Source organism: Flavobacterium sp. ZT3R18 (assembly GCF_007097385.1).
Classification (GTDB): Bacteria; Bacteroidota; Bacteroidia; order Flavobacteriales; family Flavobacteriaceae; genus Flavobacterium.
Genome location: NZ_VJZS01000002.1, coordinates 86,070 through 97,158, shown reverse-complemented (window position 1 = coordinate 97,158; position 11,089 = coordinate 86,070). Strand labels below are relative to the sequence as shown.

Sequence of the window (11,089 nt, the reverse complement as noted above, 5' to 3'; positions counted from 1 at the left end):
CCCACGGTTCAGCAGTCCATTGGCTCGCATTGGATTGGGTCGGTTCAGCAGTTGATTAGTTGCCAGTTCCCACGGTTCAGCAGTCCATTGGCTCGCATTGGATTGGGTCGGGTCAGCAGTCGACTGGTTGCCAGTTCCCACGGTTCAGCAGTCCATTGGCTCGCATTGGATTGGGTCGGTTCAGCAGTTGATTAGTTGCCAGTTCCCACGGTTCAGCAGTCCATTGGCTCGCATTGGATTGGGTCGGGTCAGCAGTCGATTAGTTGCCAGTTCCCACGGTTCAGCAGTCCATTGGGTCGTACTGGATTGGGTCGGTTCAGCAGTCGATTGGTTGCCAGTTCCAACGGTTCAGCAGTCCATTGGCTCGCATTGGATTGGGTCGGTTCAGCAGTTGATTAGTTGCCAGTTCCCACGGTTCAGCAATCCATTGGCTCGCATTGGATTGGGTCGGGTCAGCAGTCGATTAGTTGCCAGTTCCCACGGTTCAGCAGTCCATTGGGTCGTACTGGATTGGGTCGGTTCAGCAGTCGATTGGTTGCCAGTTCCAACGGTTCAGTAGTCCATTGGTTCGTATTGCATTGGGTCGGTTCAGCAGTCGATTAGTTGCCAGTTCCCACATTCGTACAGGAACAACTGGAGCGGTCGCCTTTGGATTGAGTTTGAGCCGTTGCCTTTGGATTGAATTAACGGACAAAAACAATTAAAAAAATGATTTTACAATAAAACAATTTTTAAAAAACTATATATCAATGTTTTACCAAACGCAATAACCTGGCATTCACAAGGTAAAAACAGGATTTATTTTGATTTTTTTTATTAAAACGATTATAAATAAAAAAAATACTCATTTTCTACCCAAAATTAAAATTAATTATCAAACCCTTTAAAAATGACGCTTCACAGCATTTTTATAAAGTTCTTTTTATACTTTTATAGTTTAAAGAAAACGACAAAAATTATCCCGCCGTTTCGGGACTAAATATCCTCTACATGGAAATTCATTATTTATCAGAAAACAATAGCGTTCTAAATCATTTTTTAGGTCAAATTCGAGACGTTAAAGTCCAAAAGGACAGCATGCGTTTTCGCAGAAACATAGAACGCATTGGTGAAATTATGGGGTATGAAATGAGTAAATCATTGCATTATAAAACCGTTGAAATACAGACTCCACTGGGTATTAAAAAAACTACCGAAATTGCAGATCAATTGGTTTTATGTTCCATTTTGAGAGCTGGATTGACCTTGCATCAGGGGTTTTTAAACTATTTTGACAATGCGGAGAATGGTTTTATTTCGGCCTACAGACACCATCCCAATCATGATGATTATTTTGATATTCTTGTGGAGTACCAAGCTATTGCCGACATTAATGGAAAAAATGTTTTGTTGCTAGATCCTATGCTCGCCACGGGACAATCTATAGTGGCTGTTTTTAATAAACTAATAGAAAGAGGCACACCAAAAGAAATTCATATTGCCGTGATCATTGCCGCTCCCGAAGGCATTGCGCATCTAAAGGAAAATTTACCGGATACGTGTCATCTTTGGATTGCTTCCTTAGACGAGAAACTCAATGACAAAAGTTATATTATTCCGGGACTCGGAGATGCAGGAGATTTAGCCTATGGAAACAAATTATAACTGAGAAAAGAAAGCAAATAGACTACAGGCCAAAAGCACAAACATAACGATTTCTTCTTTTAATTTGGGTTGGGCAATTTCGATATGGGCAGTCGCTAATATAGCCAATGGTGCAAAAGTAAAAACTAATAATTCATTGCTTTTATTAGCCGAAAAAACGAAAACGAGAACCCCAATAAAAAAAGAAGCTATCACTTTTTTATAAGAAGAAAGTAGCACTAATGGTCGGCTGGATAATGTTGAAAATATTGATATTACAAAAAACAACGCAACCGTGATATAAATAGAAAAGGCGGCATTTTGGTAATTATTGGTAAAATAATCTACATCGAAATCTATTTTGCTATTCTCCTGTAAAAAAGCAATACTGTTAATGTCAAAAATCAAAGAACTCAAAACAAACAAAATCGATACCGCAAAAAAAGCGATAAAAGGAATAATCCAGTTTCTATAATCCCTAGAAACGTGGAATATAACGGATATAAAAACCAAAAGAATATATAAAATACTCCAAAATTGAAATAATGCGGCTATAAAAATCCATAAAGACGCATCAAAAAGTTTCTCTTTTGTTTCTTTTAAAGTTTGCAAAGAAACAAGCCGTCTAATGGCCATTAAAACAAAAAAATTGGCAAGAATCAGATTTGGGTTGTTGAATAAATCTGGGAAAAAAATCAGAAACAAAAGACAGAAAAAAGCGGTGTACGTACTGTCTCTGCTCAATCCGTTGCGTTTTGAAATAAAACTACTAAGGAAAACAGTCCCCAGTAAAACGCACAATAACCCAACTCTCTGAAGAATTAAAATAACAGAATTTGTCCAAGCTAGCTCTCGAATTTGAAATAGAAAAAAGAAAACCAGCATTAAAATAACGACCAAAGAAAAATTTAATGGTGTAGATTTTTTAAAAACACTTGTTATCATAAGGATATTTTATACTTTTGTGACTGTAAATATAATACTTGTTTAAAAAGGAATGGGGCAAGATTAAAAAAGATTCGTTAGAAAATTTATTTATTGATTTTCTCAATTCCAAAACATAAAAATAATAAAATAAAAAAGATACATTATGACATCATTTTTTGAAGGAATCCAATACTTATTTGTAAACATTTTATTCGCTCCGCTTGACTTTTTACGTTCATTAGAGCTTAAAACATGGTTTGGAGCTAATACAATCAACTGGATCTTCATGATTATTTGTGCAGTTGCAATGGTTTATTGGATCAAACAATTGAAATTACATAAAGAAAATGGAGAAGAGTTTCAAGACACAACTGCTCATTCATTTTTGAAATAAGCAAGTAGCTTTGTAGCAATTAAGATAAACTTCTTAGATTTTAACTTTTGTAAAAAATTAAAATCTAAGAAGTTTTTTTGGTTTTATATCAAATCAAATCCGATGTCTTTTCTGAAATTCATTTTGTCAAAATGCAATTGATTTACATTCTTGTATGATTTGTCTAAGGCTTCTTGAAAATTATCTCCATAAGAAGTGATAGCCATAACTCTTCCTCCATTAGATACCACATTACCATTCTCTAATTTGGTTCCAGCATGAAAAACGATAGAATCAGTAATCGTTTCTAAACCTGAAATTATTTTGCCTTTTTCAAAATCTTCAGGATATCCACCGGAAACAATCATAACCGTAGTGGCACTTCTCTCATCCACTTCTAGGTTGAATTCGTCCAGTTTTTCATTGGCTACAGCCAAAAACAACTCCACTAAATCTGATTTTAATCTTGGGACAACTACTTCGGTTTCTGGATCGCCCATTCTTACATTGTATTCAATAACAATTGGCTCGTTATTGACATTGATCAGTCCAATAAACACAAAACCTTTATATGGAATTCCGTCTTTTTGAAAACCTTCGATGGTTGGTTTTACAATACGAGTTTCTATTTTCTCCATCAACACCGCATCTACATAAGGAACTGGAGAGACTGCTCCCATTCCACCTGTATTCAAACCTGTATCGCCTTCGCCTATACGCTTGTAATCTTTGGCTGTTGGCAAAATTTTATAGTTTTTCCCGTCAGTAAGTACAAAACAACTCAACTCTATTCCGTCAAGGAATTCTTCGATTACCACTTTTGAACTTGCTGCACCAAATTTTTGATGTACCAACATGTTTCTTAATTCGTCTTGGGCTTCCGCCAAATCGGGAATGATTAAAACCCCTTTTCCTGCTGCTAAACCATCGGCTTTCAGTACATACGGAGGTTGTAATGTTTCAAGAAACTGACATCCTTTTTCAACGGTTTCGGCCGTAAAACTATCGTAGGCTGCTGTTGGAATATTGTGTTTCATCAAAAACTCTTTGGCAAACTCTTTACTTCCTTCTAATGTTGCTCCAATTTTTGAAGGCCCTATCACAGGAATATCTTTTAAATCTTGATCATTTAAGAAAAAGTCATAAATCCCTTTTACCAAAGGATCTTCTGGCCCAACCACTACCATTTTAATATTTTCCTTAATTACCAATGCTTTTATGGCATCAAAATCGGTGGCACTGATGTCAATGTTTTTTGCAATTTGAGCAGTACCTGCGTTTCCTGGTGCTACAAAAAGAGTGTCGCAAAGTGGACTTTGAATCATTTTCCACGCAAAAGCATGTTCTCTTCCTCCAGATCCTAGTAGTAAAATATTCATGGTGTAGTTTTTTAGTTGCATTTCCGTCTTTTGACAGCTGGTGCAAAAATAATTGGTTTTGAACGTAAAAAATAATTATATTTTAAAAAGTTACAGTTAAATCATCAATAGTTCTAGCTAAATCTTATTTTTGATAAAAATTACTCCACCAAATGTTGAAAATTTTCAACTTAGCTCTCAAACTAAATGGTTTCCCCATACAGGAAGCTAATACCGAATTGCAAAAAATACTTGCCATTCCAGAGGAAGAATACGTTCATTACATTGAGCAAAAAAAAATGGAAATCTTTAATTTTCATTTGCAGAATAATCCTTTTTATAAAGAATTAGTAGGTACCGCATCTTTTAAAAATTGGTCGGATTTGCCTATTTTGAATAAGGGAAATTTACAGAAACCTTTGCAGGAAAGACTTTCGATGGGTTACACATCCAAAAACACTTTTGTCAATAAAACGTCTGGCTCTAGTGGAAATCCCTTTGTATTTGCCAAAGATAAATTTTGTCATGCCCTAATCTGGGTCAACATTATGCGTCGTTTTCAATGGCATGGTATAGATTTTAACCATTCCTATCAGGCCCGCTTTTATGGAATGCCTCTGGATTTTGTATCGAATAAAAAACTGCGCATTAAAGATTTTTTGAGCCACCGTTACCGCTTTACTATTTTTGATTTATCAGACAAGGGATTAGAAAAAATAGTACGTAAATTTTCGAACAGCAAGTTCGATTATATCAATGGCTACACTAGTTCTATTGTATTATTGGCAAACTATTTGAAAAAAAACGATTTATTTCTAGACACCATTTGCCCCACCTTAAAAGTATGCATCGTTACCTCCGAAATGCTTTTTGAAGAAGATAAAATGTTACTTGAAGAACGTTTTAGAATCCCAATTGTAAACGAATACGGAGCCGCAGAACTAGATGTTATTGCCCTAGAAAGTGCAGAAGGAGAATGGAAAGTGAACGCAGAAACCATTTTTGTCGAAATTTTGGATGAAAATAATCAGGTGGTTCCTTATGGCACAGCGGGGCGAATTGTGGTTACCTCACTTTATAACAAAGCCCATCCGATGATTCGGTATGAAGTGGGCGATATGGGCATATTAGATGAAAAAAGCACACTGAAAAACCCTATTCTGAAAAAATTAATAGGTAGAACCAATGACATTGCAGTATTGCCAAGTGGTAAAATAGCACCTGGAATGACTTTTTATTCGATTACAAAAAAACTATTTGGGGATCAAGGAAACGTAAAAGAGTTTGTGATTAAACAAACAAAATTAGATACTTTTGAAATAGAATATACAAGTGACGTTGAGCTAAATGAAAAAGAAATAAACAACATTAAAACTGTGTTTTCTAATTATTTAGAACCTCATTTGTACTATTTTTTTATTAGAAAAAAAGTCTTAGAAAGAGGGAAAAGCGGAAAATTGAAACAGTTTATTTCGTTATTGTAGTGTAATTAAAATCGTATATTGGTGATTTAAATTAAAAAATGATGAGCGATCAAACTTTATTTTCAGAAGAAACCATTTCTAATAAAATATACTTTATACGCAATCAAAAAGTGATGTTAGATAGTGATTTAGCTTTGCTTTATTGAGTTGAAACCAAAAGATTAAACGAACAGGTAAAAAGGAATGAATCAAGATTTCCTTTGGATTTTATGTTTCAACTCACTGAAATTGAATTTCATAACTTGAAGTCGCAATTTGCGACTTCAAGTTGGGGTGGAACTAGAAAATTGCCTTTTGCTTTCACTGAACACGGTGTTTTAATGCTGTCAAGTGTATTAAAAAGCGAAAAAGCAATACAAACCAATATTTAAATTATGCGCATTTTTTCGAGAGTAAGACAAATGCTTTTGGACACCACAGAAATAAAAATAGACATCCTTCAAATTCAAAAGAAACTTGAAAATCATGATAAAAACATCGAATTGGTTTTCTCCTATTTGGACGAACTAACAGAGAAAAAAGAAAACGAGAGCAACAGAGTAAAAATTGGATATAAAAATGAAAATCACGATAATCGCAGGAGCTAGACCCAATTTCATAAAAATTGCACCGATAATTAGAGCCATAGAGCAAAAACAAAATAGCGGTGAAAAAATTGCATATCGCTTGGTTCATACTGGTCAGCATTATGATAAAAATCTTAGCGACACTTTTTTTGAGGAACTTAACATTCCTTTACCTCATATAAACCTAGATGTAAAAAGCGGAACACAGTCTGAACAAACAGCTGCTATAATGGTCGCTTTTGAACAGGAATTACTTAAAAATCCTTGTGATCTAGTTTTGGTTGTTGGAGATGTAAATTCGACTATGGCTTGCGCAATTACAGCCAAAAAATTAAATATAAAAGTAGCCCATGTAGAAGCTGGAATTCGTTCTGGTGATCTAACAATGCCCGAGGAAATTAACAGAATGGTTACTGATAGCATTTCGGATTATTTTTTCACAACTACAATTACCGCTTCGGAGAATCTACTAAGGAATGGCGCTAATAAGTCTGCTATTCATTTTGTGGGCAATGTGATGATTGATACTTTATATCAAAATCAAAATAAATTTACACCTCCATCTTTCTGGAAAGAGTATCAGTTAGCAGCTGAAAACTATATTATTCTCACTTTGCATCGCCCTTCCAATGTAGATGAGGAACAATCATTAATAGACTTACTTTTAGGGATTGACAAAATGGTAGGCGACAAAAAAGTGATTTTCCCGATACACCCAAGAACAAAATCAATATTAGGAGAAAATAACTTGAACCTTAAAAACATACTATTTGTAGAGCCGCAAGGCTATTTATCATTTATGTATTTAATTCAAAATAGTTTTGCTGTAATTACAGATTCTGGCGGAATTTCGGAAGAAACGACGATCTTGAACATTCCTTGTTTTACGATGCGAAATACAACCGAAAGACCCGAGACTGAGACCATAGGAACCAATACTTTGGTAGGCACATCGATAGAAAACTTAGTAAAGGTTTACAATGAATTTCTATTAAACGGAAAAAAACAGTCTGGTATTCCAGAACTTTGGGATGGAAAAACATCTGAACGAATCGTTACTATTTTACTAAGTAAAAAATAATGGAAGAAATCCTTATTGTATCCAATTATTATCCTCCAGAAAAAGGAGCTGCTGCCAATAGAATAGAACAATTGGCATTGAAACTAAATCAAAATAACTACAATGTTACTGTACTTTGTCCATTGGGAAATTACCCAAAAGGAGAGCTGTTTCCTGAATACAAAGGGAAATTCTTTGTGAAAGAAACGTTTCAGAATATTATTGTAAAACGACTTTGGATTTATCCCAGCAATAGCAAAAATATTTTCATCCGATTAATATCGATACTGTCTTTTACTACTTGCATCTTCTTTTACCTTTTGTTCAAAAAAACACCTCATAAAGTGGTTGTCCAATCGCCTCCATTATTATTATCCTTTATTTCTGTTTTAGTGCTTTGGTTCAAACGTAAAAAAATAATTCTAAACGTTTCTGACCTGTGGCCTTTGGCAGCAATAGAATTAAAGGCTCTTAAAAAAAATAGCCTTTCGCACAAAGTATCTTTAAAATTTGAGCATTTTATATATCAAAAAGCAACATTGATTTTAGGTCAATCAAACGAAATTATTTCTCATATCAAATCACTAATTCCTGATAAGACTTGCTTTTTATACCAAAATTTTCCTGATCATGCCGTGAATCAAAACGATACAATTCTAGAAAATAAAATCGAGACGGAAGGAACTATAAAACTATTCTATGCGGGATTATTGGGTGTTGCTCAAGGTGTTTTAGAGTTGTGCAAAAAAATAGAAATAGACCATTTAAATATTGAATTGCATATTTTTGGAGATGGAGCAGAACGAGCTCAAATAGAAGGGTTCATTAAACAAAATCCTTTGAAAAAAATATATTTTTATGGAATGTTAGCACGTCAAGATTTGCATGAAGAAATCAAAAAATTAGATATCGCCATTGTACCGCTTACAACAAGAATATATGGTTCTGTACCCTCAAAAATATATGAATATGGCGCCCTTGGTTTCCCTATCCTCTATTTTGGAGGAGGGGAAGGAGAGAATATTGTACTCGAAAATAGAATGGGGTGGGTTGCAGAAGTGGGTAATTATGATAAACTGAATTCTGAAATAGCCATAATTTCAAAAATAAACAAATCTGAAATTCATAAAATGAAAAGTACAATTGTAAAACAATCCAAAATTGTATTTAATCTAGATACTCAAATGAAAAAACTATTGTCAAAAAACGTATTTTAATACGCTTTTTTATCGCCTTTTATAATATTATAGATGGTTTTGAAAATGATTGTTAAATCCAACAATTGAGACCATTTTTCGATATAAAAAATATCATATCTTACCCTATTTATAATGTCTTTGTCGGTTTCAACTTCACCCCGAAATCCTTTGGTCTGGGCCAAACCTGTTATACCTGGTTTTATAAAATGGCGCACCATAAAATTATCAATTCTTTCGGCATACATATTGGTGTGGCTAATCATATGCGGTCTGGGACCTACTACGGACATATCTCCCAATAAAACATTAAAAAACTGAGGTAGCTCATCTATGCTTGTTTTTCTAATATATCTGCCAATTTTTGTTATGCGGACATCATTTTTAGAAACTTGATTAATATTCGCTTCATCATTGAGTTCCATCGATCTGAATTTGAAACAATTGAATTCCTTATTATTTAAACCATTTCTCTTTTGTATAAAAAATAATGGCCCATTTGAATCCAATCTAATAATAATGGCTAAAATAGGGATCAGCCAAGATAATACCGCAACTATTATTAAAATTGAAAAAACAATATCAAATACGCGTTTAATGATTTTATGTAATGATTCGTCTAGAGAAATCGTTCTCTGTGCAATTATGGGAATATAATCGTAATATTCGAAGGTCGCATTTAAAGAAAGGAGCTGTTTCTCATCTGGAATGAATTTGAGTGTTTTAAAGTTATTGTCTGCAAAAAAAATAAAATCATCAATTTGCTTGCTGGTCAAATCACTCATAGAACAATAAATTTCATCAATTTTGTTTTCTAAAATAAACGAAAAACTCTCCTGAAGCTGTTCGGTTTTATGATGATCCAAATCAAACACTTTTGTCAATTTATACCCATAATCTGGGTTTTCTTCGAAAAAATGTTGCAACGGACTTATACTTTTACGTTTTCCTATCAGAGCAACGGTCCTAAAATTACCCCCAAATATGATTCTGTATTTTTTTAGAAAAAAATAAATGAATAATTTAAAACCAAGAACTAATACTACCGACACTGTTGTGAATAATAGTATGGTATACAAACTATATCTTTCGGGATAAAAATAAGCGAGTGCTAGACAACAAATCGCAAAAGCAATAGCCTGTTTCAAAGTACAATTCAATATAGCAATTACTTTGGTGTACCTATAAACTTCGTAAAAACCTAAATTGGCAGTAATAATAAACCAAGCACAACTAATAAAAAAAGCATAAAAATCCTGAAAAACAGGTATACCCGAAAAGTACGCAGCAAAAACATTGATAATAACCAAGTCTAATAAGCGTGAAAAAGGGCGGATATAGCCCGAATATCTTCCGGTTTTTGTCTTCATATGTGTAAAATTTATATTTTAGTGGTCACATATGGTATCGCCTCAGTATTCATCGGTGTTTGCTTATCCAAACTTATTGTAAATGGCGATTTCACTAATTGATATACTTAGAAAAATCTTTATGCTCCTCTTTGGATAATTCTTCTTTGGATAGTGATTTGAAATAATCATAGGTAATTTTCATTCCTTCGGCACGGTTTACTTTCGCCTCCCAACCCAGTAACTCTTTAGCTTTGGTAGTATCCGGTTGACGTTGCAAAGGATCGTTGATAGGTAACGGATGGTAAACCACTTTTTGATTGGTTCCAGTTAATTTTATAATTTCCTCAGCAAAATCCTTGATGGTGATTTCGTCTGGATTACCAATATTTACAGGCAAAACATAATCCGAATGCAATAATCTGAAAATCCCTTCTACTTGATCATCAACATAACAAAAAGAACGAGTTTGCATTCCGTCTCCAAAAATCGTTAAATCCTCTCCACGAATGGCTTGTCCAATAAAAGCAGGAATAACACGACCATCATTAAGACGCATTCTTGGTCCATAGGTATTAAAAATTCGAACAATTCTAGTTTCTACCCCATGAAAAGTATGGTACGCCATAGTGATCGATTCTTGAAAACGTTTGGCCTCATCATACACTCCTCTTGGTCCTATGGTGTTTACGTTCCCGTAATATTCCTCCGTTTGCGGGTGAACTAGAGGGTCTCCATACACCTCAGATGTGGATGCAATAAGAATTCTTGCCTTTTTTACCCTAGCCAATCCTAATAAATTATGCGTTCCCAACGAACCTACTTTTAAGGTTTGAATTGGAATTTTGAGGTAATCGATTGGACTTGCAGGCGAAGCAAAATGTAAAATATAATCTATTTTTCCTGGAACATGCACAAACTTGGTGATATCATGGTGGTAAAACTCAAAATGTTCCAATTTGAACAAATGCTCTATATTTTTTAAATCACCTGTAATGAGATTATCCATTCCAATAACATGATAACCTTCTTTGATAAAACGGTCACAAAGATGTGATCCTAAAAATCCTGCTGCCCCAGTAATGAGTATTCTTTTCATAAAAATAATAATAGGTAACAAATATAGTGAGAATGGGTTTTGTAATACACTTCT

11 protein-coding genes and 1 pseudogene are annotated in these 11,089 nt (G+C 34.2%); 8 read left to right on the top strand and 4 right to left on the bottom strand.

Annotated features, from left to right (window positions below):
* The first annotated feature begins 467 nt into the window (after window positions 1-467).
* Window positions 468-704: a hypothetical protein gene (locus FNW52_RS02920; RefSeq protein WP_143375929.1), complete on the top strand. Its 237-nt coding sequence runs from the start codon at window positions 468-470 to the stop codon at window positions 702-704.
* Between the two features lie 286 nt (window positions 705-990).
* Window positions 991-1,644: a uracil phosphoribosyltransferase gene (upp, locus tag FNW52_RS02915; protein WP_143375928.1), complete on the top strand. Its 654-nt coding sequence runs from the start codon at window positions 991-993 to the stop codon at window positions 1,642-1,644.
* Here upp and FNW52_RS02910 read toward each other — a convergent pair.
* On the bottom strand, window positions 1,639-2,568 hold the full coding sequence (locus FNW52_RS02910; RefSeq protein WP_143375927.1) for a DUF6427 family protein: 930 nt from the start codon (window positions 2,566-2,568) through the stop codon (window positions 1,639-1,641). The genes upp and FNW52_RS02910 overlap by 6 nt on opposite strands.
* Window positions 2,569-2,713: 145 nt before the next feature.
* Here FNW52_RS02910 and FNW52_RS02905 point away from each other — a divergent pair, with 145 nt between their 5' ends.
* The gene (locus FNW52_RS02905) at window positions 2,714-2,944 is read left to right on the top strand and encodes a uracil phosphoribosyltransferase (protein ID WP_143375926.1); all 231 of its coding nucleotides are present in this window, start codon (window positions 2,714-2,716) and stop codon (window positions 2,942-2,944) included.
* An 83-nt stretch (window positions 2,945-3,027) separates the two neighbouring features.
* Here the strand turns inward: FNW52_RS02905 and purD are convergent, their stop codons facing one another.
* Entirely contained in the window at window positions 3,028-4,302 is a 1,275-nt protein-coding gene (gene purD, locus FNW52_RS02900) for a phosphoribosylamine--glycine ligase (protein ID WP_143375925.1), read from the bottom strand.
* Window positions 4,303-4,454: 152 nt separating this feature from the next.
* Here purD and FNW52_RS02895 point away from each other — a divergent pair, with 152 nt between their 5' ends.
* The 5 genes and pseudogenes from FNW52_RS02895 (at window position 4,455) to FNW52_RS02880 (ending at window position 8,608) form a co-directional block, all read left to right on the top strand.
* Window positions 4,455-5,765, top strand: a complete 1,311-nt coding sequence (locus tag FNW52_RS02895) for a phenylacetate--CoA ligase family protein (RefSeq protein ID WP_143375924.1) — start codon at window positions 4,455-4,457, stop codon at window positions 5,763-5,765.
* 158 nt (window positions 5,766-5,923) lie between these two features.
* Window positions 5,924-6,136 (top strand): annotated as a pseudogene (locus FNW52_RS21045) (ORF6N domain-containing protein); the annotation flags it as partial.
* A 3-nt stretch (window positions 6,137-6,139) separates the two neighbouring features.
* Window positions 6,140-6,352 (top strand): hypothetical protein, encoded by a 213-nt coding sequence (locus tag FNW52_RS21040; RefSeq protein WP_255515466.1) that lies wholly within the window; start codon window positions 6,140-6,142, stop codon window positions 6,350-6,352.
* Window positions 6,324-7,412 (top strand): non-hydrolyzing UDP-N-acetylglucosamine 2-epimerase, encoded by a 1,089-nt coding sequence (gene wecB / locus FNW52_RS02885; RefSeq protein WP_143375923.1) that lies wholly within the window; start codon window positions 6,324-6,326, stop codon window positions 7,410-7,412. The genes FNW52_RS21040 and wecB overlap by 29 nt, the downstream gene beginning before the upstream one ends.
* Window positions 7,412-8,608 carry a glycosyltransferase family 4 protein gene (locus FNW52_RS02880; protein ID WP_143375922.1) on the top strand — a complete coding sequence of 399 codons (1,197 nt, stop codon included), beginning with the start codon at window positions 7,412-7,414 and terminating at the stop codon, window positions 8,606-8,608. The genes wecB and FNW52_RS02880 overlap by 1 nt, the downstream gene beginning before the upstream one ends.
* Here FNW52_RS02880 and FNW52_RS02875 read toward each other — a convergent pair.
* Window positions 8,605-9,957, bottom strand: a complete 1,353-nt coding sequence (locus FNW52_RS02875) for an exopolysaccharide biosynthesis polyprenyl glycosylphosphotransferase (protein WP_143375921.1) — start codon at window positions 9,955-9,957, stop codon at window positions 8,605-8,607. The two genes, FNW52_RS02880 and FNW52_RS02875, sit on opposite strands and share 4 nt — an antisense overlap.
* A 94-nt stretch (window positions 9,958-10,051) precedes the next feature.
* Window positions 10,052-11,035, bottom strand: coding sequence for a UDP-glucuronic acid decarboxylase family protein (locus FNW52_RS02870; protein WP_143375920.1), 984 nt, complete (start codon window positions 11,033-11,035; stop codon window positions 10,052-10,054).
* Window positions 11,036-11,089 lie beyond the last annotated feature (54 nt).

Excerpts from the sequence above, each read along its gene's own strand:
- upp (WP_143375928.1), top strand. The coding sequence starts at position 991 with ATGGAAATTCATTATTTATCAGAAAACAATAGCGTTCTAAATCATTTT.
- FNW52_RS02910 (WP_143375927.1), bottom strand. The coding sequence starts at position 2,568 with ATGATAACAAGTGTTTTTAAAAAATCTACACCATTAAATTTTTCTTTG.
- FNW52_RS02905 (WP_143375926.1), top strand. The coding sequence starts at position 2,714 with ATGACATCATTTTTTGAAGGAATCCAATACTTATTTGTAAACATTTTA.
- purD (WP_143375925.1), bottom strand. The coding sequence starts at position 4,302 with ATGAATATTTTACTACTAGGATCTGGAGGAAGAGAACATGCTTTTGCG.
- FNW52_RS02895 (WP_143375924.1), top strand. The coding sequence starts at position 4,455 with ATGTTGAAAATTTTCAACTTAGCTCTCAAACTAAATGGTTTCCCCATA.
- FNW52_RS21040 (WP_255515466.1), top strand. The coding sequence starts at position 6,140 with ATGCGCATTTTTTCGAGAGTAAGACAAATGCTTTTGGACACCACAGAA.
- wecB (WP_143375923.1), top strand. The coding sequence starts at position 6,324 with ATGAAAATCACGATAATCGCAGGAGCTAGACCCAATTTCATAAAAATT.
- FNW52_RS02880 (WP_143375922.1), top strand. The coding sequence starts at position 7,412 with ATGGAAGAAATCCTTATTGTATCCAATTATTATCCTCCAGAAAAAGGA.
- FNW52_RS02875 (WP_143375921.1), bottom strand. The coding sequence starts at position 9,957 with ATGAAGACAAAAACCGGAAGATATTCGGGCTATATCCGCCCTTTTTCA.
- FNW52_RS02870 (WP_143375920.1), bottom strand. The coding sequence starts at position 11,035 with ATGAAAAGAATACTCATTACTGGGGCAGCAGGATTTTTAGGATCACAT.